Source organism: Luteibacter sp., from assembly GCF_036499525.1.
Lineage (GTDB): Bacteria > Pseudomonadota > Gammaproteobacteria > Xanthomonadales > Rhodanobacteraceae > Luteibacter.
Genome location: NZ_DASYDO010000080.1, coordinates 25576 through 49581, shown reverse-complemented (window position 1 = coordinate 49581; position 24006 = coordinate 25576). Strand labels below are relative to the sequence as shown.

Sequence of the window (24006 nt, the reverse complement as noted above, 5' to 3'; positions counted from 1 at the left end):
GGCGCGAGCCCGGCCCATCCGCAGGCGGCTTGGGCGATAATGCCGCCCCGAATCCCGCCACCACCGGAACAGCGATGACCGATCTCGCCGTGGTCGTGCCCGTCTTCAACGAGCGCGACAACATCCCGCCCCTTCTCGCCGAGATCGCGTCGGCCCTGCGTGGACGGATCGATTTCGAGATCATCTACGTCGACGACGACAGCACCGACGACAGCGTCGCCGTGCTCATGGCGGCCAGGGCGCAGTACCCGGAACTGCGGATCGTCCGCCACATCACGCGCAGCGGGCAGAGCACCGCCGTGTGGAACGGCGTACGCGCCGCCCGCGCGCCGTGGATCGCCACGCTCGACGGCGACGGCCAGAACGATCCGGCCGATATCCCGAAGCTGCTCGCCGCACGCGATATCGCGGCGGCCGGCCTGAAGCTTTTTGCCGGCTGGCGCGTCACGCGCCGGGACAGCTTCAACAAGCGCATTTCCTCGAAGATCGCCAACGCGGTGCGCTCGCGCATGCTTCGCGACGACACCCCCGACACCGGCTGTGGCCTGAAGCTGTTCGAGCGCGAAACCTTCCTGCGCCTGCCCTACTTCGACCACATGCACCGCTACCTGCCCGCGCTGGTGAAGCGCGCTGGGTTTGCGAGCCAGAGCGTGCCGGTGGGCCATCGCCCGCGCACGGCAGGTACGTCGAAATACGGCATGCTCGACCGCCTCTGGGTGGGCCTGGCCGACCTGCGCGGCGTGGCGTGGCTGATGCGTCGCGCGAAGGTCACCCGCACCGAAGAGGTCTGATCGTCAGCGCGGCAATCGTGGCTTCCACGCCTCCAGCGCCTTCGCCGTCCGCTCGCGCCCCAGGTCGATCAACTCGCGCGCCCGGTAGAACTCGTACACCGTCGACACGTTGCGCGGGATTTCGATCAGCAGGTCCGGCGGATAGGCGGCCACGCGCAGGCGCGAGAGGTTGGCCTGCATGAGGTCCATGGCCTGGGTCATCAGCTCGAACGCGCCGGGATCGCGGATCTTCTGTTCGCCTTGCGGAAGCACGCGGCTGATGAGGCGGCCGAGTTTCGCGGTGTAGCCCGTGTCGGCCACCGCCATGACGTCCTTTTCCGGAGGCTTCTGCATTTCCGCGGCGCCGTCCACGCTCACAGCCACCACGTAATCGGCGTCCTCGCGCATCAGCGGCAGCACGGGCAGCGGGTTCAGAAGGGCGCCGTCGACGAGCCGGCGGCCTTCGTGGGTGTAGGGGCGAAAGAGCGTCGGAATGGCGATCGACGCGCGAATCGCATCGAACAGCGGTCCCCGGGTGAGCCAGACCTCGCGTTCGCGATCGATGTCGGTAGCCACGGCGGTGTAGGTGACTTCGAGGTCCTCGATGTTCACCTCGCCGATCAGTTCGCGCAGCGCGGCCATGATCCGGTCGCCCTTGATGAAGCCGCCGCCGGAAAAGCTCCAGTCGACCAGGCGCAGCACGTCGAAACGGGCCAGCGTCGACACCCAGTCGCGGTAGATATCGAGCTTGCCCATGGCATAGATGCCGCCGATGAGCGCGCCCATCGAGGTGCCAGCCACCGCCACGACCTCGTAGCCGTGTTCCTCCAGTGCCTCGATGGCGCCGATATGGGCCAGGCCCTTCGCCGCGCCGGCGCCGAGCGCCAGGGCCACGCGCGGCTTGCGCCACGCTGCGTTCGCGGCGGGCAGCGCACCCGGATCGGCGATGTCGAGGTCGCTCACGAAACGGTCTTCAGTGATGATTTCCGTTGGCCTGGTAACCGGACAGCGCGAGTTGCAGCAGGATCTTCATTTCCTCGCGCAGCGGCAGCGGCGACACGATCTCGGCGTCGGGGCCGTACTTGAGCACGTCCATCAGCAACTCGCGCGAGTTCGAATACGGCACCTTCAGTTCGTAGCGGCCGTCCGGCAGCCATTCGCCCTTCTGCTGCGAATGCCAGTGCTCGTCGGCAACCCAGCGCGCGGCGTGGGAGGAGAAGCGGATCGTGGCCCAGGCCTTCGGCTTGCCGGCGAAAATGCCGTAACTGGAGGCGAGCAGGTCGTTGAGCTCGGCTTCCTCGACGTCCTTCGCCTTGCCGTCCAGCGCCTGGGGATCGGCGATACGGTCCACGGCGAAGCTGCGCAGCGCCTCGCGATCGTGATCCCATACGTCGAGGTACCAGTTGTCGCGATAGTGAGTCAGCCGCTGCGGCGACACCGTACGCTTCGTGTCGGAATTCGTGGTGCGCGCCCGGTAGCGGAAGCTTACCTGCCGGCGTTCGAGCACGGCGCCCGCGACGATGCGGAACACCTGCTGGTCCATCTTGCGTGCGCCCCACGAAATGACCCGGATGCGGTCGACAGGCAAGGCCTTGCCGCTGCCATGGTCGGAGAGCAGCCGCTCGATGCGCGTCTTGAACGGCGCCAGGGCGCCGGCCAGCACGCCGGGATCGGAACGGCCGATCAGTTCGTTGAGGGCCATCAGTGCCGCCAGCTCGTCGCTGGTCAGCCACAGGCCGGGGAGTTCGAAGCTGTCGCCCTCGTTGGCCTCGTAACGGAACGAGGCCTGTTCGCCCGCCACGCTCTGCACCGGCGCGCCCAAGGCATCGCGGAGGAAGGCCACGTCGCGGTAAAGCGTGGCCCGCGAGCACTCCAGTTCGTCCATCAAGCGGGACAGCGGCACCGGATAGTGGGCGGACTTCAGCAGGCGGTGCAGGGTGAGAATGCGCTCGTAGCGGTCCATGGGTGTCGCCGGCAGATGGAGCTTTCGGTAAGTGTGTCCGCGTGGGCGTGACGCCCGTATCTACGGCCCGAAGCATGGCGGTGGGAAGGCCGCTCCGCAAGAGAGCACGGCCTTCGGTTTGCGCCGGGAGCGATAAGGCGCAAAAATGGTCCTTTGCGATTCGCCGAAGGCCCTCCCCGACCATGGCGGAACCGACCGAGACTTCCTCCGTCGCGCTGGACCCGCAAGGCCGGCCCGGCAGGGACAGTCCTATCCGCAACCTGTTCTCCACCCCGAGCGTGGTCATCCAGACGGCCACCGCGACCGGTTACGGCCTGTGGATGGTGCTCGGCACGGCGCTGGCGCTGGGCACCTATCCCGATGGCCGCGGCGAAGTGCTCGCCCCCCTCACGATCGGATTGATCTTCGTCGCCTCCGGCCTGGTCGCGACCTTCCTGCGCCTCCCGTTCGCCTTCGACTGGCACGGTTGGAACCCGGCGAAGCGGATGATGCCGACCATGGAAGGCATGATCGCGATGGTGAACTTCCTGCCCATGCTTGCCCTCGCCGGCCTGGCGAGGGGCGACAACGATTTCTGGGCCACGCGGCTGGCTGGCGCCGCGCTCACGTTGTGCAGCCTCGCCACGCTGGTTTACACGGCGCGCGGCATGTCGCGCGGCCTTCCCGCCGCAGTCGCCTCGGTCGCCAATACCTTGCCGCTGGGACGGACCACCTGGGCGTTATTTGCCGGCGGCCTCTGGTTCTGGCTTTGCGTCGCACTGCAGGCCGAGACGCCGGTCGAGCCGTTCAACCCCTGGCGGCTGGGGCTTCTCGCGGTGGCCCTGGCGCTCGGCCTCGTCGAAGGCATGCGCTGGCGCTCGCTGCGCCAGTTGGCCGATGAGAACGGTGCCGCGGAGCGTTTCGCCAGCGGCCGCGGCGCGGTTTCCCTGCTCGGCGGGCGGGTCGCGGTGGCGATGTTGTCGATCGGCCTGCCCAGCCTGCTTCTGATATCCCATCCCCTCGGCGCGGCCCACGCCCTGGCCGCCGGTCTGGCCGCGTTAAGCTGTGTTGTCGGTCAATGCCTCGAGCAGTGCCTCTACGGTCGTGCATACGGTCGGCTCGTCGCCGGCCACGCATGACGGTTTCCCCCTCCACAAACGGGTAGACGATGAAAAAACTCCTTATCGCCACGCTCGTCCTTGCCGCGCTGCCTTTCACGGCATCGGCCCAGGACGCCAACGCCAACCCGAATTCGGATGCCGCCCAGAACGGCGGCTGGACGGGTTCCGGCGAGTTCGGCTTCGCCTCCTCGCGCGGCAACTCCCGCTCCGAGAACGCCAACGCCAAGCTCGGGCTGAGCCAGGAAAACGAGGTCTGGAAGAACAATTTCTTCCTCAACGGCCTGCGCTCCAAGGGCGAGGTATCGGTCGAGGACGGCGAAGGCAACACGGTGGATAAGTTCAGCACCACCGCGAACCGCTACGACACGGGTGCCTCGGTCGGCTACAAATTCGATCCGCGCAGTTACATCGTGACGGCGGGCCGCTACGAGCATGACGATTTCGGTGCCAACATCTGGCAGGGCATCGTGTCGGTAGGCTACGGCTATATCGCGCTGAAGAACGAGCGCACCGAGCTGTCCTTCGAAATCGGTCCCGGTTTCAAGCGCTACCAGCCGGCGGAGTCGGAGCGCGCCGTGCTGAATCCGGACGGTTCCCCCGTGGTGGATGCCGAGGGCAACGCCGTCAGCCAGACCTACAAGCCGGATGCAGAAAGCGAAGTGGTCGGCCGCGGCCTGGTGAACGCCAAGTACCGCCTCACCGACAACACTGCGCTGGAAGATACGCTGCTGGTGGAAGCGGGATCGAAGAACCAGTACTACCAGAACGACATCGGTCTCTCGGTCAGCATGACGAAGAAGATGGCGCTGAAGGTGGGTTACCAGATCCGCTACAACAGCGATACCCAGCCGGGCACGCAGAGCACCGACAAGCTGACGACGACTAACCTCGTCTATAACTTCTGACCGGACGAACCTCGCTACAACCTCCGATCGGTTTGTCGTTGTAGGAGCGCGCCCTGCGCGCGACAGCTTTTCGCCTCGGTCTGCAGGTCGCGCGCCAGCTCCGGGTCACGGCCTCAAAAGATGTCGCGCGCAGGGCGCGCTCCTACTAGCGCTGCGGCTTCAGCAATTCTTCGGCTCCAAGCGCCAGCAACATCGCCGCCACTTCGTGCCCCAGCGCCACGGGCGTATCGCCCTGGCTGTCCGCCTGCGCGCGCAGCAGTTCGCCGGTGGCCGCGTTGCCGACCAGCCCATGCAGGGTAAGCCCGTATTCAGCCACCACGCACCACGCCCCGATCGCCACCGCGCAACTGCCGCCGAGCTTCTCGTTCATGGCGCGCTCCGCATCCACCGCGATACGCGTCTCCGCATCGTTCAGCGCCGCCATGAGTTCGCCCACGCGCGCATCGGACTCGCGCGATTCGACGGCGATCGCGCCCTGTCCCGGCGCCGACAGCCAGTCCGGACTGGCCAGGCGATGGCGGATGCGGCCACCCATGCCCAGCCGCTCGACGCCGGCACAGGCGAGGATGATGGCCTCGTACTGGCCTTCGTCGAGCTTGGCCAGGCGCGTATTCACGTTGCCGCGCAGGTCCAGCAGTTGCAGGTCCGGGCGCAGTGCGCGCACCTGTGCCTGCCGGCGCAGCGACGAGGTGCCGACGCGGGCGCCGTTCGGCAGGTCGGCCAGCGTCCCGTAGTCGTTGCTGATGAAGGCGTCCGCGGCATCGGCCCGCGGCAGGATCGCCGAGAGCACGAAACCCGGTTCCAGTTCGGCCGGCACGTCCTTCAGCGAGTGCACCGCGATGTCGGCGCGATCCTCGAGGATCGCGATCTCCAGTTCTTTCAGGAACAAACCCTTGCCGCCGATCGTCGCCAGCGAGCGGTCGAGGATTTCATCGCCCCGCGTGGACAGCGGCACCAGCTCCACGACCAGTCCCGGATGCGCCTGGCGCAGCAACGTGGCCACGTGTTCGGCCTGCCAGAGGGCCAGTGCACTTTTGCGGGTGGCGATGCGGAGCGGTGTGGTCATTGCTTTCCAGCCGGGACGAAGCGGACGAAGAAGGAGATTGTCCCGCAAACGGGCCGCCCGCGCAGCGCGGCCTAAGGTCCGCGCTGGCTCAGGGGCCGCTGGTGCGCAGCAACTGGCGGATCGCCGGCAGGTTGCGCCGGCTGACCTCGGGAGCCACCTCGGTGCCGGCGAGTCGTGCGAGTACCCGGCCATCGGGCAGCGTCTTCAGGCCTTGCAACCGGGTCCGCGGCACCAGGCAGTTGCGATGCAGGCGGACCAGCCGTTCGCCATGCGCGGCTTCCAGCTGGCGCAGCGATTCGTCGATCAGCCACATGCCACCGGCATGGTGCACGGCCACGTACTTTTCGTCCGCCAGCAGATAAAGCACATCGTCCAGCGCCACGCGTACCTCGTCGGCGCCGCTGCGCGCGCGCAGCCATGCGCCACGCTCCGTGCGCGGGGACGACCGCCGCGCGGCCGCGCGATCGAGCGCTTCGTCAAGCCGCTCCGCGCGCACCGGTTTCAGCAGGTAGTCCGTGGCGCCGAGGTCGAAGGCGCTGAGCGCATGCTGCTCATAAGCGGTGCAGAACACGACCTGCGGCGGCGCGGGAAGGACGGCGAGCCGGCGCGCCGCGGCCGTGCCGGTCAGCCCGGGCATCTCGACGTCGAGCAGGACGAGATCAGGCGTGAGCTCGGTACAGGCCTCGAGCATCGCCTCGCCGTCGGCCACTTCGCCTACGACCGTCACATCGGCGCGCCGGGCCAGCAGGCCGCGCAGGCGGACCCGCGCCAGCGGCTCGTCATCGGCGATGAGTACGCGCATGCGCGGCCTCCGGCAGGAACACGTTCACGATGAAGCGGCCGTCGCGCGCCTGCGCGCTCACGGTGGCGCGCTCGCCGAAGTGGAAACGCACGCGCTCGCGCACGTTGCGCAGGCCGTGCCCGTTGCCGGGCGTTGCCGGTGCGTCGGCCAGGGGATTGTCCACGACGATCTCCACGCCACCCGGCACCCGGCGGCCCCCGAGGCGGATCGTGCCGCCTTCGCGGAGAGGCTGCACGCCGTGGCGGATGGCGTTCTCCACCAGCGGCTGGAGCAGCAGGCGGGGCAGAGGAAGGTCCGCCGGCACGTCGATATCGCGCTCCACGCGAAGGCGGTCGCCGAGGCGCAGCGCCTCGATCTCAAGGTAACGGTCCACCAGCGCCCACTCATCCGCTAGCGTGCCCAGCGAGGCCGGATCGCTGCCCAGCGCCGCGCGGAACAATTCCGCCAGGTTCTCCACCGTGCGCTCGGCAGCGTCGGGATCCACGTGGATGAGGGCGGCCACCGCGTTCATGCTGTTGAAGAGGAAATGAGGACGGATGCGCGCCTGGAGGGCGGCAACCTGCGCCTGCGTCGCCGCGGCGACACGCGCCTGCCACTGCGCCACCACGTAGAAGTAGCGAAGAAGGCCGGCACCGAGAAGGCCGGTGGCGAACACGCAGTCGCGTACGAAACGGAAACCCGAGGCAGGGCTGAGGCCGGCGCCCAGATTGCGGTCGATCCATCCGAGGACAGCGGCGCTGACGCCGACCGTGATCACGAGCAACAGCCACACGGCGGCATAAGGCAGGAGCCAGGGAAGCCGCTGCATCCAGGGGCGCAGCTTGCACAGCGCCACGGTGAGCAGGATCGACAGCCAGCTGGTGAAGAGCACGGCGATGCTGTAATCGCGCAGGTCGCCGTCGTTACCCGGCGCCAGCCACATCAGCGTGACGGTGAGCGCCCCGACCACCAGCAAGGCAAACAGCACCGGCAGGCTGCAGAAATCGGGCAGCGGTGCCGATGGCTGGCGTGGATTGTCGCGGGGTTCGGACATGCGGCGAGTATGCCGGATGCCTGGAAGGGCCGGCGCGCGCCGGATCACGCGTCGGCGAAGCGTTCCGACATCCAGGCGCGGATGTCCGCGATCTCCGGCATGCTCACCTGGTGGCCCATGGGATAGGTGTGCCAGTCGATGCGATGGCCCAGCGCTTCCAGCGCCTGGCGCGACTGTTCACCGAGGGCCATCGGCACGATCGGATCGGCGCTGCCATGGCCCCAGAAGATCGGCGTGGCGTGGTTCGCTCCGCTACGCTCGGCCTCGATGGTGTCGTGCAGCGGAAGATAGGCGGACAGGACGAGGAGGCCTGCGAGCGATTCGCGATGCCGCAGCCCCGCGGCGAGCGCCATCGCGCCGCCCTGGGAGAAACCGGCCAGCACGATCCGCGACGGCGGTACGCCGCGCTCGACCTCGTGTGCGATCAGCGCCTCCACCTCACCGATCGAGGCCCGGATACCGGGGGCATCCTGCTTGTCGGCGATGGCGAGACCCTTGATGTCGTACCAGGCCCGCATCGGCACGCCGTTGTTCACCGTGATCGGGCGCACCGGAGCGTGCGGGAACACGAAACGAACGCCCGGCCACGCCGCATCGACCAGCTCCGGGACGATCGGGGCGAAGTCATTGCCGTCGGCGCCAAGCCCGTGCAACCAGATGACGGACCAGCCGGGTGAGGGCTTCGTTTCGTGTTCGACGGTGGGCAGGGGCATGGGTGAAAACTCCGTTTCGCAGGGTCCGCATCGTACCTGATGAAACCTTTCGGGAGGTCAGGAGCACTTACCCTGCAGCCGTTCGCCCTCGGGGTGTTCTTACAACGCAAGGTCGCCGACGTATGCATACCGGGGAGCAGTACCACGAATTCTTCCTGTCCTCCAGGCGAGACCTGGCGGTACGCGACCGCTTCCAGAAGGCGCTGCTGCCCTTGTTGGCGGAAAAAGCCGAGCTTCTCGACTTTGGCGCAGGCACGGGTATCGACGCCAAGGCGTATGCGGCGAGGGGCCACCGGACGTATGTCTACGAACCGTCGCCATCGATGCGCGGATATCTCCAAGTCCACTGCCGCAGCGAGATCGCCGGCGGTACGGTCGTCGAGGTCGGGGCGGATCTTCCTTGCCATGTCGACGCGGTGACGGCGAACTTCGCCGTGCTCAACCACATTGCCGATCACGCGCCTCTGTTCGAACAGTTGTACACCGTGGTCCGCCCCGGCGGATTCGTTCTTGCCAGCATGCTCAATCCATACGTCCTCAGCGACGCGAAGTACGGGTGGTGGAGGAAGAACCTCGTGAACCTCTTTCGCCACGGCGCTTATTCGTTCGATACGGAAAGCGGGATCCATCGCTTTGCCCCACACGTGCTGGCGCGTGCCGCCACACCGCATTTCCACCTCGAACGGCTGTTCCCCGGAGGGCTTGGCATGTTGACCGCGCCGTACATGTTCCTGTTGTTCAGGCGAGGCTGACTATGTGGCATGGCATCGTCGACCGGCTCATACCGGCCGTGCCGCAATGGGCGTCGGTCGGCGTCGAGCCGTCGGCACAGTTCGTGACGGCGGAACTGCGCTGGGAAAGCGGTTCGGCCGAGGCCACCCGGGATCACACGATCGCCTCGCTCAAGCCATTGACCATCGCGACCAGCATCGATGCCGGACCCCGGCCGCTACTCCAGTACCGCGATCGTCTGACGGAGTGCACGCTTGGGGCGCTTCGTCTCAGGAAAGAGGGAACCATCGCGGTCGAGGATGCGACACTCACGGTCTACCAGGTCGAATCCGGCAGGCACTATTGCCTCGGCTGGCCACTGCGTGAGCTCACGGCATGGCGCCAGAACCGGAACATGCTCAAGCACCGGGCCGCGAATCACCTGAACATGGAACCCGTCGCTGCACAGCAGCTCATGGTCACCTACCTGTGCCCGCGCCCCGTGGTCCTGGTATCGGTAGAGACGGAAGGCCACCGGAACATCTTTCCCATGGACCTCATCGGGCCGCTGGAGGGCAGTGGACTTTTTTCGCTCGCCTTGCGCAGCACCAACGTGTCGGAGCCCACCATGCGCGACGTGCGCCGCGTGGCGCTCTCGCACCCGCCGGCATCGATGAAGGCGGCCGTCTACCAGCTGGCGCGACATCACAAGGATGCCGTGACGATCTGGAACGAACTTTCCGTCCCGCTTAGCCGTTCCCCCCGGTTCGACATTCCGACGGTCGCATCGGCGCTGCGCGTGCAGGAGTTGGCGATCATCCATAGTCAGGTCATCGGCTCGCACACCTTCTTCCTCTGCCGTGTCGTATCGGCCGAAGACCGGGGCGAAGGCGAACAGCTTCATCACACCGCCGGGTTTCATCAGTACTATCGACAGCGCCTGGGCCTGCCCTTCCCGGAAGCCTGACGAAACCGGGGGGGAGCCGCTTCAGTGGCGATCCCGCGGCATCGGGTGCGGTGCCGCGGGCATCCTCTACGCATGCCGAAGCGTTACGCAACTACTCCCCGAGCCCGAGCTCCGTCGCGAAGAAAGTCATGGACAGCGCCTGGTTGCCCACGCGCTGGCTGAAGGGCGCGCCGATGCCGTGGCCCGCATTCATGCGCGTGAGCAGCAGCACGGGCTGGCCGGACGTGCTGGCGTCCTGCAACGCCGCGGCGAACTTGCGCGACTGCCACGGGGCCACGCGCGGATCGTTGGCACCGGTGGTCAGCAGCACTGCCGGATAGTTCGTGCCCTTCTTTACGTTGTGCAGCGGCGAGTAGGCGAGCATGGCCTTCGCCAGCACGGGGTCGGACACGCTGCCGTACTCGCTCACGTTATATGGACCGTTGGCGAACGCGGTCTCGTGACGCGGCACGTCGTAGATGCCGACGGCACCGACCACGGCCCGGTACTGCTCCGGATGCTGGGTGAGCGAGGCGCCCATCAGCAGGCCGCCGTTGCTGCCACCGAGGATGCCGAGGTGCTTCGTGTCGGTCCACTTCGTGTCGATCAGCGCCTGCGAGGCCGCGTAGAAATCGTCGAATACGTTCTGCTTGCGCGTCTTCTGGCCCTGCTCGTGCCAGGCCTCGCCGAATTCGTTACCGCCGCGGATGTTGGCATAGGCGAGTACGCCGCCGTGTTCCAGCCATGCGAGGTTCGCGCCGATGAAGCCCGGCGTGACCGGAATGCCGAAGCCGCCGTAGCTGTAGAGAATGGTGGGACGTTTGCCGTTCGGCGTGGTGCCATCCATGGAGATCACGGTCACAGGGATCTTGCTTCCGTCCTTCGACGTGCCCTCGACACGGGTTACGCGCACCTTCGAATAATCGGCGGCCGGCTTCACCTCGAAGACAGTCTTCACCGTGCCGGTGGCGCCGTCGTATTCGACCCAGTGGGTCGGCTGGGTCCAGCCGGCGTAGCTGATCAGTGCCTTGCCCTCGCCCTGCTCGGCGGCGACGCCGCCGATCGTGATGCCGGTCGCGGGCAGCGGCACGCGGCGCACGAAGCCCGCCTTGGCATCGTATTGGTCGGCCCACCAATCCGGGCCTGCGCTGCGAACGACGAGGAAGCCATCGCCGAGCGGGGTGACGCGCTGGATGGCGCCCTTGCCTTCCGCGAGCACGTCGGTGGCCTTGCCGTCCGCACCGATGGCGACGATCTTTCCGCGCGGCGCGCCCGCGAAGGTCGCGACGTAGAGGCGGTCGCCGACCCAACTTGCCTCGCGCGCGTCGGCCTCGCGGCCAAGCACGCGTTTGAACGAACCGTTGTCCTCGCGCAGGTAGACCTCCGCCGGGCCGCCGTCGCCTTCGTTCGCCAGCAGCGCCGTGGTCTTGCCGCCCTTGCTTTCCATGAGGATGTATTCGGCCACGTGCGAATAGCCCTTGCCGAACGCCGTGGTGTCCTTCGCCGCCGGCTGGCCGATGACGTGGTGGGCGAGGTAAGCGCCGAACTGGCGCAGCGGCTTGCCGGCGGCCGGCGCGGCGAAACGCGCATAGGTGACGCCCTTCTCGTCGGCGTCCCAGACCAGGGCCTGCGGCGTGGTGCCGCCGCCGGCGAAGGGCAGCACGTCGCCCAGCGGCTTGCCGGTGCTCGTGTCGAGGATGTGGATGGTGGTCAGCTCGCTGCCGCCTTCGGCGGTGCCATAAGCGAGGTAACGACCGCTGGGCGAGGGCCAGTAGGCGGTGATCGCGGTACTGCCGTCGCCCTGGTTGAGGTCGACCAGCGTGCGCGTCTTGCCGTCAGGCCAGGCCTTCGCGACCAGCACCGGCTGCGGCTGCGGCGGCGTGTTCTCGAAGTAGAACAGCGTCCCGCCGGCCAGGGTGGGCGAGGAGCGCGTGGTGGAGGTGATCGACAGCTCGCGGATGCGGTTGCTCAGTGCCTTGCCCAGCGGCATGGCGCCGATGGCGGCCTCGGTATAGGTGTTCTGCGCGTCGATCCACTGCTTCACATCGGCCGCGTCCGGGTTTTCCAGCCAGCGGTACGCATCGTTTACCGGCTGGCCCGCGAGCGTTTCCGAGACCATCCGCTTCGGCGTCGGGGGCGGGGTGGTCGTGGCGGCCTGCGCACCGAAGGCGAGGCACAGGCTGGCGGCGAGCAGATGGGGGACGAGAACGCGCATGGGTTTGGACTCCCGTGGAGGATTTCCGAGGGTAGCAAACGGCGCGCTCCTACACCGGGTTTCGTGGCCGCGCTATGCTCGCCCGATTTGCCACATCCGGAACCCTCCCGATGCGCGTACTCGCCACCGCCCTGCTCACCGTCCTTGCCGCCGCCCCCGCGCTCGCCGCGCAGCCGCCGCTGGACATGGAAACGATCATGGCCGATCCGGACTGGATCGGGCCGCCGGTGGAGGATGCCTACTGGAGCGTGGACGGCAGTCAGGTCTACTACTCGCTGAAGCACGACGGCACGCCGGTGCGCGACCTCTGGCGAGTGGCCGCGAGCGGCGGTACACCGGAGCGCCTCGACCCGGCGGCAGCCGCGAAGGCCGATGGCGGCAAGCCGGTGTTCGACCGCGACCACCGTCACGCGGCCTTCGTCAGCCACGGCGATATCTTCCTGCGCGACCTCGCCAGCGGTGCCACCGTGCAGGTGACGCGCAGCAGCGCGAAGGAACGCGATCCGCGCTTCTCCCTCGACGGCCGGTTGCTCACCTTCCGCGCCGGCAATGACTGGTTCGCCTATGCCGTCGCGGGCGGCCCGGTATCGCAGGTGGCGGACCTGCAAGCGAAAGAAGATCCAAAAGCCAGAAAGTCGGATGACCTCACCGACGACCAGCAAGCGCTGTTCAAGACACTGCGCGACCTGCGTTCCGACGAAGAGGCGATGGCCGCCGATACCGACGCGCTGGCGGCAGCCGACGCGGGCCGCACGCCGAAGCCGTTCTGGCTGGGCAAGGACGTGAGCATCGCCGATACATCGGTGTCGCCGGACGGCCGCTGGATGCTTGTGGTGACCGAAGCCAAGGACGCCGACAAGGGCAAGATCGCTGACCTCACCCATTACGTGACCGATTCGGGTTACGCGGAATCCGAGGCCACGCGCAGCTATGTCGGCAGGAAAGATCCCGTGCCGCAGTCCCTGCGCCTGCTCGACCTGAAGACCCGCGCGAGCTACGACCTCGACATGAAGACGCTGCCCGGCATCGGCGACGATCCGCTGGCCGACATCCGCGCGAAGACCATCGCGGCGCTGCGCAAGGACGGCAAGAACGACCGCGCCGACGAACTCGCCGCGCCGAAGAAACGGCCGGTCATCGTCAACGGCGAATACAGCCCCGGCATCGCCTGGAGCGACGACGGCCATGAAGTGGCCGTGCAGCTGCGTGCCATCGACAACAAGGATCGCTGGATCGCCACCGTGGACTTCGATCGCCACGCGCTGGTGTCCCAGCACCGCCTTACCGACAAGGCCTGGATCAACTGGGACGGTAACGACTTCGGCTGGCTGCGCGACGGCCGCACGCTCTGGTACCTCAGCGAGGAATCCGGTTACGCGCAGCTGTACACGCGCCCGCTGGGCGGCAAGGCCACGGCACTGACTTCGGGCCGCTTCGAGGTCGACCATCCGCTGCTGAGCCCCGACGGTTCGCGCTTCTACGTGCGCACGAACAAGGTCGCGCCGTACAGCTACGACATCTATGCCGTGCCGGTGAAGGGTGGCGAGCTTACCCGGGTCACGACGTTCGAAGGACTCGACGATTTCATGCTGTCGCCCGACGGCAGCCGCCTCGCCGTGCTGCACTCCTCGCCATACGTGCCGTCGCAGCTGGCGACCATTGGCGTGGACGGTTCGGCGGTTCGCGAGCTGACCGACACGCGCAAGCCGGCCTACAAGGCCCGCGAGTGGATCGTCCCGAAGATCGTGCAGGTGCCGTCGAAGCATGGCGCGGGCACGATCTGGGCGAAGTTCTACGGTCCTGCCGACGCGGCTGCGTCGGCATCGCGGCCGGCGGTGATCTTCGTCCACGGCGCCGGCTACCTGCAGAACGTGCACCTGTCGTATCCGGCGTACTTCCGCGAGCAGATGTTCCATAACCTGCTGGTCCAGCGCGGCTACGTCGTGCTCGACATGGACTACCGCGCCTCGAAGGGCTACGGCCGCGACTGGCGCACGGCGATCTACCGGCAGATGGGCCACCCGGAACTGGACGACCTTCTCGACGGCAAGGCCTGGCTGGTGGCGGACCACGGGGTGGACCCGAAGCGCGTGGGTATCTATGGCGGCAGCTACGGCGGCTTCATGACGCTGATGGCCCTGCTGCGCGCGCCGGGCGAATTCGCCGCTGGCGCCGCGCTGCGCCCGGTGAGCGACTGGACCAGCTACAACCACGAATACACGTCGAACATCCTCAACGATCCGCAGATCGATCCCGAGGCGTACAAGGCCAGCTCGCCGATCCATTACGCCGAGGCACTGGCCGATCCGCTGCTGATCGAACACGGCCTGATCGACGACAACGTGCTGGCCAGCGATTCCATCCGCCTGTACCAGCGCTTCATCGAGCTGCACAAGAAGAACTTCTGGATGTCCCTGTACCCGATGGAGCGGCATGGATTCGTGCACGCGGACTCGTGGTATGACGAGTACCGGCGGATCGATGAACTGTTCCGCGAAAAGCTGGAGCCAGCCGGTACCATCGACCGCCATCCGTAGGAGCGCGCCCTGCGCGCGACAGCTTTTCGCGATCAGGTGGCAGGTCCTGTGGCGCCTCGCGTAAAGATGTCGCGCGCAAGGCGCGCTCCTACAGTGACCACAATGAAATTTTACGCAAACGTTACGCCCCCCTTCCTTATCGATACGCCGTAAATATCGCCCCGGGCGAACAATGCGCACCGTCCTCTTCGACGGAACGCAACCGTGGAATTCCTGTACGTCCTCCTCGTCGTCGTCCTTACGGCCATGACGATCGGTTTCCTCATGATCTGCGACCGGCTGGGTCGCAGGTAAGGAACCGACATGACTCTCCTTTATATCGCTGCCGGGCTGATAGCCGTGGCACTCGTGTGCTACCTGGTCGTAGCGCTTCTCAAGCCGGAGTGGTTCGAATGAGCGCCAACGACTGGATCCAGATTGTCGTTTTCCTCGTCGTCCTGCTGCTTCTCGTCAAGCCGATGGGCGCGTACATGGCGCTGGTCTTCGACGAGCGGCCCAATGGCGTGACGCGCTTTGGCGCGCGCATCGAGAGACTTATCTATAAGGCATCGGGCGTGGAGCCCGGCGAAGACATGTCATGGAAGAAGTATGCCTTCGCGATGCTCATGTTCAACGTCGCCGGTATCGTTGCCGTCTATGTCCTGCAGCGCGTCCAGCAATGGCTGCCGCTCAATCCGGAACATTTCGGTGCGATCACGCCGGATTCCGCCATGAATACCGCCGTCAGCTTCGCCACCAACACGAACTGGCAAGGATATGGCGGCGAATCGACGATGAGCTACCTCACCCAGGCGCTTGGCCTTGCCGTGCAGAACTTCCTGTCGGCGGCCACGGGCATCGCCGTGCTGATCGCGGTGATACGCGGCTTCGCGCGCCGTGGTGTCTCGGCTTTGGGCAATTTCTGGGTCGATATGACCCGGGCGACGTTGTACATCCTCCTTCCGATCTCGCTCGTCATCACGCTGGTGCTGGTTTCGCAGGGTGTCGTTCAGAACATCCGCCCGTATGAACACGCGACGACGGTCCAGGCCACGACGTTCGACGAGCCGGTCAAGGACGCGGACGGTAACCCCGTGCTCGATGCGGCGGGTAAACCCGTCACCCATACGGCGAGCACCCAGGAGCAGGTGCTTCCGATGGGTCCGGCCGCCTCGCAGATTGCGATCAAGATGCTCGGCACGAACGGTGGCGGCTTTTTCAATGTCAATTCCGCGCACCCTTACGAGAACCCGACACCCTTCTCGAACTTCATCGAGATGCTGGCGATTTTCCTGATTCCCAGTGGCCTCTGTTACATGTTCGGCAAGCTCGTGGGCGACCGACGCCAGGGCTGGGCCATCCTTGCGACGATGCTGGTGATCTTCATTCCATTGACCATCGGCGTGGTGGCCGCCGAGCAGGCGGGCAATCCGGCGCTGCATGGCCTGGCTGTCGACGCGCATGCCAGCATGTTGCAGAGCGGCGGCAACATGGAAGGCAAGGAGACGCGCTTCGGTATCGCCGCATCCGGTCTGTTCGCGGCGATCACCACGGCCGCCTCATGCGGTGCGGTCAACGCCATGCACGATTCCCTGACTCCCCTTGGCGGCCTGGTTCCCATGTGGCTGATGCAGCTGGGCGAGGTCGTTTTCGGCGGCGCGGGTTCGGGTCTCTACGGCATGCTTGCCTTCGCCGTGGTCGCCGTATTCATCGCAGGGCTGATGGTCGGGCGTACCCCGGAGTACCTGGGCAAGAAAATCGAAGCCCATGAAATGAAGATGGCGAGCCTCGCGGTGCTGCTGCCCTGTGCCCTGGTGGTCATCTGTACGGCGATCGCCGTGATGTCGCCGGCGGGTGTGGCGGGCATTGCCAATCCAGGTATCCATGGCTTCAGCGAGATCCTCTACGCGGTAAGTTCGGCTTCCAACAACAATGGAAGTGCGTTCGGCGGTCTCTCGGCCAACACGCCCTTCTGGAACGTGTTGCTGGCGATTTGCATGTATTTCGCCCGTTATCCGCTTGCCATCGCCATGCTGGCCATGGCCGGGTCGCTGGCTGCGAAGCGCCATGTACCCGAGAGCGCGGGCACGCTCCCGACGCATACGCCACTCTTCGTCGTTCTACTGGCCAGCGTGGTCATCGTGGTCGGCGCACTCACCTTCCTCCCGGCGCTGGCCCTCGGGCCGATTGCCGAGCACCTGATGTCCGCTACGGGACGCTGATCCATGAATAATCCGACTACAGCAAGGCACGGTTTCGACCGCGCCCTGGTAACACGCGCCCTGGGTGACGCGTTCGTCAAGCTCTCTCCGCGATTGCAGTTCCGCAATCCCGTGATGTTCGTCGTCTTCGTCTGCAGTTCGCTGACAACCCTCCTCTGGGTGCAGGCGCTGGCTGGTCACGGCGAGGCGCCGACCGCCTTTATCTTCTGGGTCAGCCTCTGGCTGTGGTTCACCCTGCTGTTCGCCAACTTCGCCGAGGCGCTGGCAGAAGGCCGCGGCAAGGCGCAGGCCGATGCGCTGCGCGGCTCGCGCCGGGACGTGGCGGCGAAGAAGCTGGCTTCCGCGGATCGGGCTGCCCGCATCGTGTTCACACCTTCGAGCGAGCTGCGTACCGGGCACCATGTGCTCGTCGAGGCGGGCGACATCGTTCCGGGCGACGGCGAAGTGGTGGCCGGCGCGGCAAGCGTGGACGAAAGCGCGATCACCGGCGAGTCCGCGCCGGTGATTCGGGAGGCCGGCGGCGACCGCAGCGCCGTCACCGGCGGCACCCGCGTCCTTTCCGACTGGCTCGTCGTGCGCATCACCAGCAACCCGGGCGAAAGTTTCCTCGACCGCATGATCTCGATGGTGGAAGGCGCATCGCGCCGGAAGACTCCTAACGAGATCGCGCTGACGATCCTGCTCGCGAAGTTCACGCTGATCTTCCTGCTCGCCTGCGCCACGCTGCTTCCGTACTCGATCTACAGCGTGCAGGCGGCGGGCGCGGGTAATCCGATCACGCTCACGGTGCTGATCGCCCTGCTGGTCTGCCTGATCCCGACGACGATCGGCGCCCTGCTCTCGGCGATCGGTATCGCCGGCATGGATCGCATGATCCGCGCCAACGTCATCGCCACCTCCGGCCGCGCCGTGGAGGCCGCGGGCGACGTCGACGTGCTGCTCCTGGACAAGACGGGCACGATCACGCTGGGCAACCGCCACGCGGTGGCGTTCCATCCCGCGCCCGGCGTCGAGGAACGGGAGCTTGCCGAGACGGCCGAACTGGCCTCGCGCGCAGACGAAACGCCCGAAGGCCGAAGCATCGTCACACTGGCTTCGAAGCTGTTTGGCCAGGCCGGGCAGCATCAAGCCGACAGTCGTGCCCAGTTCGTCCCCTTCACGGCCCAGACCCGCATGAGCGGAGTCGATCTCGACACCCGCCATATCCGCAAGGGTGCCATCGACGCCGTGGAGCGTTACCTGGAATCGCTGGACAGCCACATGCCCCCGCTGGTCAAGCGCATGGCCGAAGAGGTGGCGCGACGCGGCGCGACACCGTTGATCGTCGTCGACGGCTCGCTGGCGCTCGGCGTGGTCGAACTGAAAGACATCGTGAAGGACGGCATCAAGGAGCGCTTCGCCGAGATGCGCAAGATGGGCATCCGAACCGTGATGATCACCGGCGACAACCCGTTGACCGCGGCGGCGATCGCGGCCGAGGCGGGTGTCGACGACTTCCTCGCCGAGGCGACGCCGGAAGCCAAGCTCAAGCTCATCCGCGATATCCAGGCCGAGAACCGCCTGGTGGCGATGTGCGGCGACGGCACCAACGATGCACCCGCGCTGGCGCAGGCCGATGTAGCCGTGGCCATGAACAGCGGCACGCAGGCGGCGAAGGAAGCCGGGAACATGGTCGATCTCGACTCCAATCCGACGAAGCTCATCGAGATCGTCGGCATCGGCAAGCAGATGCTGATCACCCGCGGCTCCCTGACGACCTTCTCCATCGCCAACGACATCGCCAAGTACTTCGCGATCATCCCGGCGGCATTCGCCACGACATACCCGGCACTGAATGCCCTGAACGTGATGCACCTGGCCACGCCGCAGAGCGCGATTCTGTCGGCGGTGATCTTCAATGCCCTGATCATCATTTTTCTCATCCCACTCGCGCTCAAGGGCGTGGCTTACCGTGCCCTGGCCGCCGGCGCGCTGCTTCGCCGCAATCTCCTGATCTACGGGCTGGGCGGCATCGCGGTCCCGTTCGTCGGCATCAAGTTGATCGACATGTTGCTGGTCCTGTCCGGGCTGGCCTGACCCATTGCCAAGAGCACATCCATGAAAGTCGTTTCGCTTACCGCAGCTGCGGTTGTTTCCCTCCTCGGCATCGGTTCGGTTGTACAGGCGGAAGATGCCCCGACCGTTATCGGCAACGTGGCCGCGGTCTCGGATTACATGTTCCGCGGGCTGACGCAGACCTGGGGCCACCCGGCGATCCAGGGCGGTGCCGATTACACCAACCCGAACGGGTTCGCCGCCGGTACCTGGGCATCGAGCATCAGCGACAGGAGCTACCCCGGCGGCTCGATGGAGCTGGACCTGTATGCCAGCTTCGGCCGTCCGATCGACGAGGACTGGTCGTGGCGCATCGGACTGTATGGCTACGTGTATCCCGGTGCCGACCTGGACGAAGCGAACCTGCAGTCGCGTTCCTTCAATACGCTCGAGGCCAACGTTGCCCTGACCTGGCGCCAGTTCACCCTGAAATACAACCGTTCGCTGACCGACTACTTCGCGGCGGACAAGGAACAGGGCTACGACGGCGATACACATGGCACGGGCTATCTCCAGCTCGACGCGGCCTTTCCGCTGTCGGATGTCTGGTCGCTGGCCTTGCATGCGGGTCATACCCATTACGCGGCCCGGCTCGCGACGGCACTTGGCAATGGCGCTCGCGACGCCAGTTACAGCGACTATTCGGCCACGGTGAAGTACCAGTTCGCCACGCACTGGTCGGTGAGCGCCGGCGTGACGCGCGCGACCGACGAGGCGTTCTATCGCCACGTGTCCAGCTTCGTCGACGCGAGCGACACGCGCGACACCGGCGGCACCCGTGGACTCGTCATGTTTCAGGGGACCTTCTAAGAGGGTATGGCCATGAGTAAATTCATCAGGCAATGCGCGGTTCTGTTCGTGGCGATGACGGTGGTCACCGGCATCGTCTATCCCCTGGCGGCGACCGGGCTGGCCCAGGTGCTTTTTCCCGCCAGGGCCAATGGGAGCCTGATCCAGAAGGATGGCAGGACGGTCGGGTCATCGCTGATCGGGCAGGCGTTCTCGGAGCCGAAGTATTTCTGGGGTCGTCCGTCGGCGACTTCGCCTAATCCGGACAACGGCGCCAGCTCGTCCGGCTCAAACCAGGGGCCGACCAATCCCGCGTTGACGGATGCCGTGAAGCAACGGATCGATGCGCTGAGGCAGGCCGATCCGTCGAACACGGCGCCGGTGCCCGTGGACCTGGTCACGGCCTCGGGCAGCGGCCTGGACCCCGACATCAGCCCCGCCGCCGCGGCATACCAGGTGAGCCGCATCGCCCGCGAGCGCCGGATGGACCCGGCCAGGGTGCGCGAACTGATCGCGGCCAGCACCACCGGCCGCCAGTTCGGCGTACTGGGCGAGCCGCGGGTAAACGTGCTGGCGCTGAACCTCGCACTGGACGCCAGCAAATAAATGTAGGAGCGCGCCCTGCGCGCGACAGCTTTTCGCCGAGGACCACAGGATTGTGCTTATCGCGAAAAGCTGTCGCGCGCAGGGCGCACTCCTACCCTTCCGTCGTGTTCGGCTACGCTCGGCACGTTCCCTCACTTTGCCCAGCCACTCTCATGAACGACGATCGCGACGCCCGCGCAGACGCGCTGCTCAATGCAGCGAAGGACGAGGACGGCCAGCGCCTGAAGATCTTCCTCGGCGCTTCGCCCGGGGTGGGCAAGACCTTCGCCATGCTTTCGGCGGCGCGCGAGCTGCGCCGGCAGGGCCTCGACGTGGTGGTCGGCCTGGTCGAGACACACGGCCGCACGGAAACGTCGGCACTGCTCGAAGGCGTGGAGGTACTGCCGACGCGATCGGTGCATTACGCGGGGCGCACCTTCCAGGAGTTCGACCTCGAAGGGGCGCTGGCCCGCAAGCCGGCGGTGATCCTCGTCGACGAACTGGTGCATGCCAACCTGCCCGGTGGCCGCCACGCACGCCGGTGGCAGGACATCGCGGAACTGCTCGAGGCGGGCATCGAGGTGTACACGGCGATGAACGTGCAGCACCTGGAAAGCCTTAACGACCAGGTGCGCCGGATCACCGGGGTGGCCGTGCGCGAGACCGTGCCTGACGCGTTCCTCGACCGCGCGCGTGACATCGTGCTGATCGATCTGCCGCCGCGCGAACTCATCGCGCGCCTGCGCCAGGGCAAGGTGTACGTGCCCGAGACCGCTGCCGTGGCACTCGAGGCCTTCTTCTCGCCGACCAACCTCGCCGCACTCCGCGAACTGGCCGTGGAGACGGTCGCTACCCACGTGGACAGCGACCTGCGCGAGTCCATGCTCGCGCGCGGCGGTGTCATGCCGGTGCGCCGGCGGATCGTCGCGGCGATCGACGGCGCGGCGCAGAGCGAATACCTGGTGCGTGTCACCCGGCGCATCGCGGACCGGCGCGGTGCGCCGTGGAGCGTGGTGTTCGTCGATCGCGGCGGCGTGGACGCCGGCCGCCGCGAACGCGTGGATGCGGCGATGCGCCTGGCCCGCCGGCTGGGCGGCGAGGAGGTCATCCTGCGCGGTCACGCGGTGGCCGACGAACTGCTGGCCTGGGCCGATCGCGAAGGCGTGGGCCAGATCATCGTGGGCCGCACGCGGGAACGGCCCATCGCCCGCCGGCTCGGCTTTTCGCTCACCCAGCAGTTGCTCCGTCGCGGCGCGCACCTGGAACTGACGATCGTCGCCACGCCGGTGGAACGTGCCAGCGCGCGCCGTCGCCTGCGCTCCGCCGCCGAAGCGAAAGGTTCGCGGCGCGAGTACGGCATGGCCACGATGGCGACGGCCGTGGCGATGGCCCTGGCCTTCGTTGCCGACCGCTTCCTCTCGGTCGCCAACCTGTCGCTGATCTTCCTTACCGCGGTGCTCTTCGTCGCGGCGCGCACGCGCATGGCGGTAGCGGTGTACACGGCCCTGCTCTGCTTCCTCGGGTACAACTTCTTCTTCGCCCCGCCGCGCTACACGCTGGTGATCGCCAACGCCGACGATGTGCTGGCGGTAGTGCTCTTCCTCGTCGCGGCACTGGTCTGCAGCCGTCTCGCCACCCGCCTCGCGGGCCAGGTCAACTCGCTGCGGGCCGCACAGGTGCGCGGCCGCGCGCTGGTGACGCTGGGCCAGCAACTGGCTACCGCGACCGATGGCGCCGCCATCCGGGAAGTGGGTGCCCGCGCCCTGGCGCGCACGCTGGACATCCACGTGGCCGTGCTCTCGCGCAACGAGGCGGCCGAGCTCGTTCCGGCCGCCTCGGCGCCGGAGCCGTTCGCGCTGTCCACGCAGGACCTTGCCGCCGCCGACTGGAGCGAGATGCACGCGGAGCCGGCGGGTCGCTTCACCGACACGCTCCACGCCGCATCGAGCTGGATGCTGCCGCTGGGCAGCGACTTGCGGCGCGCGGGCGTCGTCGCCCTGCGTTTCCCTCCAGCCCTGGGCGAACCGGATGCCGACCGCCGCGGCCTGGCCCTGGCGATGGTCCAGGACATCGGCCAGGCGCTCGAGCGCGCGCGTCTGGCCGCCGAGCTGGAAGGCGCTCGCGTGGAAGGGGAAACCGAGCGCCTGCGCAGCGCCCTGCTGTCGTCGGTATCGCACGACCTGCGTTCGCCCCTCGCCTCGATGATCGGCTCCGCCGGCACCCTGCTCGATTACGACAGGCAACTCCCCGAACATGAACGGCGGGAGCTGCTGGAAGCCATCCTCGGCGAGGGCCAGCGCCTCGATCGTTACATCCAGAACCTGCTCGACATGACCCGGCTGGGCCATGGCGCGCTGAAACTCAAGCGCGACTGGGTGGACGCCGGCGAAATCGTCGCCGCCGCGGTGGCGCGCATGCGCAAGCTGTTCCCCGAGTCGCGCGTGGACATGCAACTGCCGCAGGACACGGTGCTGCTCCACGTGCACCCGGCGCTGATCGAACAGGCGCTGTTCAACATCCTCGAGAACGCCGCACGGTTCTCGCCGCCGTCCGAACCCGTGCGCGTCGTGGTCCGCGGCGAGGCCGGCCGCCTGCTGGTCGACGTGATCGACCGCGGCCCCGGCATTCCCGAGGACGAACGGGAGCGGATCTTCGACATGTTCCACTCGGTGGCGCGGGGCGACCGCGGCAAACAGGGAACGGGGCTCGGGCTCGCCATCTGCCGCGGCATGATCGGCGCACATGGCGGCAGCGTGGAGGCCTTGCCCAACGCAGGCGTTGGCACCACCATCCGGGTCTCGCTGCCCTTGCCGGCGCCGCCAGGGCAAAGCCCATGAATCCTGCCGCTCCGCGCGTGCTGGTGATCGACGACGAAGTCCAGATCCGCCGTTTCCTCGACATCGGCCTGCGTGCGGAAGGCTATCAGGTGATCCTGGCGTCCACCGGACAGGAAGGGCTGGGCCTGGCGGCGACACGCTCGCCCGACATCGTCATCCTCGATATCGGCCTGCCGGACATGGAAGGCCATGACGTGCTGCGCGAACTACGCGCATGGAGCGAGGTGCCGGTGCTGATGCTTTCCGTGCGCGACGCCGAAAGCGAAAAAGTGAAGGCACTGGATCGCGGCGCGAACGATTATGTCACCAAGCCCTTCGGCATCCAGGAACTGATGGCGCGCCTGCGCGTGCTCTTGCGCTCGGGCGCTAAAGCCGGGGATGCCGAAGCATCGCTGCGCTATGACGACGGCACGCTGTCGATCGACGTCGCGCGCCGGGAGGTTTCCCTGGACGGACACATGATTGCCCTCACCCGCAAGGAATTCGCCGTGTTGTCGCTGCTCGTGCGCCATCCCGGCCGCGTGGTGGGACAGCAGCAGATCCTGCGCGATGTCTGGGGCGCCACGCATACGCAAGACACCCACTACCTGCGCATCGTGATGGGAAAGCTCCGGCAGAAGCTCGGCGACGACCCCTCGTCTCCGCGTTGGCTCAAAACCGAGCCCGGCGTGGGCTATCGCTTCCCCGCGTCGTGATCGCGAGCAAACGTTTTCATCTCTCACGCGCTCTTCATTTCTCT

At 66.8% G+C, this 24006-nt stretch carries 20 protein-coding genes; 13 read left to right on the top strand and 7 right to left on the bottom strand.

Annotated elements, in window-relative coordinates; all coding sequences use genetic code 11:
- Positions 1 to 74 precede the first annotated feature (74 nt).
- Entirely contained in the window at positions 75 to 791 is a 717-nt protein-coding gene (locus VGM71_RS17025) for a glycosyltransferase (RefSeq protein WP_331547366.1), read from the top strand.
- A gap of 3 nt (positions 792 to 794) precedes the next feature.
- Here VGM71_RS17025 and VGM71_RS17020 read toward each other — a convergent pair whose 3' ends face one another.
- On the bottom strand, positions 795 to 1733 hold the full coding sequence (locus tag VGM71_RS17020) for a patatin-like phospholipase family protein (protein ID WP_331547364.1): 939 nt from the start codon (positions 1731 to 1733) through the stop codon (positions 795 to 797).
- A 10-nt stretch (positions 1734 to 1743) separates the two neighbouring features.
- Positions 1744 to 2733, bottom strand: a complete 990-nt coding sequence (locus VGM71_RS17015) for a YafY family protein (RefSeq protein ID WP_331547362.1) — start codon at positions 2731 to 2733, stop codon at positions 1744 to 1746.
- Positions 2734 to 2915: 182 nt separating this feature from the next.
- Between VGM71_RS17015 and VGM71_RS17010 the strand changes: the two genes are divergently transcribed.
- Positions 2916 to 3851 carry a hypothetical protein gene (locus VGM71_RS17010; RefSeq protein WP_331547360.1) on the top strand — a complete coding sequence of 312 codons (936 nt, stop codon included), beginning with the start codon at positions 2916 to 2918 and terminating at the stop codon, positions 3849 to 3851.
- A gap of 29 nt (positions 3852 to 3880) precedes the next feature.
- Positions 3881 to 4738 (top strand): DUF481 domain-containing protein, encoded by an 858-nt coding sequence (locus tag VGM71_RS17005; RefSeq protein ID WP_331547358.1) that lies wholly within the window; start codon positions 3881 to 3883, stop codon positions 4736 to 4738.
- Between the two features lie 145 nt (positions 4739 to 4883).
- On the opposite strand, the gene hemC is transcribed toward VGM71_RS17005, so the two are convergent.
- The 4 genes from hemC to VGM71_RS16985 form a co-directional block, all read right to left on the bottom strand.
- Positions 4884 to 5804 carry a hydroxymethylbilane synthase gene (gene hemC / locus VGM71_RS17000; protein WP_331547356.1) on the bottom strand — a complete coding sequence of 307 codons (921 nt, stop codon included), beginning with the start codon at positions 5802 to 5804 and terminating at the stop codon, positions 4884 to 4886.
- A gap of 88 nt (positions 5805 to 5892) precedes the next feature.
- Positions 5893 to 6606 carry a LytTR family DNA-binding domain-containing protein gene (locus VGM71_RS16995; RefSeq protein ID WP_331547354.1) on the bottom strand — a complete coding sequence of 238 codons (714 nt, stop codon included), beginning with the start codon at positions 6604 to 6606 and terminating at the stop codon, positions 5893 to 5895.
- Entirely contained in the window at positions 6584 to 7639 is a 1056-nt protein-coding gene (locus tag VGM71_RS16990; protein ID WP_331547353.1) for a sensor histidine kinase, read from the bottom strand. The genes VGM71_RS16995 and VGM71_RS16990 overlap by 23 nt, the downstream gene beginning before the upstream one ends.
- 44 nt (positions 7640 to 7683) lie before the next feature.
- Positions 7684 to 8352 (bottom strand): alpha/beta hydrolase, encoded by a 669-nt coding sequence (locus VGM71_RS16985; RefSeq protein ID WP_331547351.1) that lies wholly within the window; start codon positions 8350 to 8352, stop codon positions 7684 to 7686.
- Positions 8353 to 8474: 122 nt separating this feature from the next.
- Between VGM71_RS16985 and VGM71_RS16980 the strand changes: the two genes are divergently transcribed.
- Both VGM71_RS16980 and VGM71_RS16975 read left to right on the top strand, forming a co-directional pair.
- Positions 8475 to 9104 (top strand): class I SAM-dependent methyltransferase, encoded by a 630-nt coding sequence (locus VGM71_RS16980; RefSeq protein ID WP_331547349.1) that lies wholly within the window; start codon positions 8475 to 8477, stop codon positions 9102 to 9104.
- A gap of 2 nt (positions 9105 to 9106) precedes the next feature.
- Positions 9107 to 10030, top strand: a complete 924-nt coding sequence (locus VGM71_RS16975) for a flavin reductase (RefSeq protein ID WP_331547347.1) — start codon at positions 9107 to 9109, stop codon at positions 10028 to 10030.
- Positions 10031 to 10121: 91 nt separating this feature from the next.
- On the opposite strand, the gene VGM71_RS16970 is transcribed toward VGM71_RS16975, so the two are convergent.
- The gene (locus VGM71_RS16970; RefSeq protein WP_331547344.1) at positions 10122 to 12224 is read right to left on the bottom strand and encodes a prolyl oligopeptidase family serine peptidase; all 2103 of its coding nucleotides are present in this window, start codon (positions 12222 to 12224) and stop codon (positions 10122 to 10124) included.
- Positions 12225 to 12334: 110 nt separating this feature from the next.
- Between VGM71_RS16970 and VGM71_RS16965 the strand changes: the two genes are divergently transcribed.
- The 8 genes from VGM71_RS16965 (at position 12335) to VGM71_RS16930 (ending at position 23962) form a co-directional block, all read left to right on the top strand.
- Positions 12335 to 14761: a S9 family peptidase gene (locus VGM71_RS16965; RefSeq protein ID WP_331547342.1), complete on the top strand. Its 2427-nt coding sequence runs from the start codon at positions 12335 to 12337 to the stop codon at positions 14759 to 14761.
- 303 nt (positions 14762 to 15064) lie between these two features.
- Positions 15065 to 15157 carry a K(+)-transporting ATPase subunit F gene (gene kdpF / locus VGM71_RS16960; protein ID WP_331547340.1) on the top strand — a complete coding sequence of 31 codons (93 nt, stop codon included), beginning with the start codon at positions 15065 to 15067 and terminating at the stop codon, positions 15155 to 15157.
- The gene (gene kdpA, locus VGM71_RS16955; protein WP_331547338.1) at positions 15154 to 16962 is read left to right on the top strand and encodes a potassium-transporting ATPase subunit KdpA; all 1809 of its coding nucleotides are present in this window, start codon (positions 15154 to 15156) and stop codon (positions 16960 to 16962) included. Before kdpF ends, kdpA begins: the two co-directional genes overlap by 4 nt.
- Before the next feature lie 3 nt (positions 16963 to 16965).
- Complete coding sequence (gene kdpB, locus VGM71_RS16950) at positions 16966 to 19038, top strand: potassium-transporting ATPase subunit KdpB (protein ID WP_331547336.1); 2073 nt, start codon at positions 16966 to 16968, stop codon at positions 19036 to 19038.
- A 21-nt stretch (positions 19039 to 19059) separates the two neighbouring features.
- Positions 19060 to 19866, top strand: coding sequence for a TorF family putative porin (locus VGM71_RS16945; protein WP_331547334.1), 807 nt, complete (start codon positions 19060 to 19062; stop codon positions 19864 to 19866).
- Positions 19867 to 19878: 12 nt separating this feature from the next.
- Positions 19879 to 20451 carry a potassium-transporting ATPase subunit KdpC gene (gene kdpC / locus VGM71_RS16940; protein WP_331547332.1) on the top strand — a complete coding sequence of 191 codons (573 nt, stop codon included), beginning with the start codon at positions 19879 to 19881 and terminating at the stop codon, positions 20449 to 20451.
- 152 nt (positions 20452 to 20603) lie between these two features.
- On the top strand, positions 20604 to 23267 hold the full coding sequence (locus VGM71_RS16935; RefSeq protein ID WP_331547330.1) for a sensor histidine kinase KdpD: 2664 nt from the start codon (positions 20604 to 20606) through the stop codon (positions 23265 to 23267).
- Complete coding sequence (locus VGM71_RS16930; RefSeq protein ID WP_331547328.1) at positions 23264 to 23962, top strand: response regulator transcription factor; 699 nt, start codon at positions 23264 to 23266, stop codon at positions 23960 to 23962. Before VGM71_RS16935 ends, VGM71_RS16930 begins: the two co-directional genes overlap by 4 nt.
- Positions 23963 to 24006 lie beyond the last annotated feature (44 nt).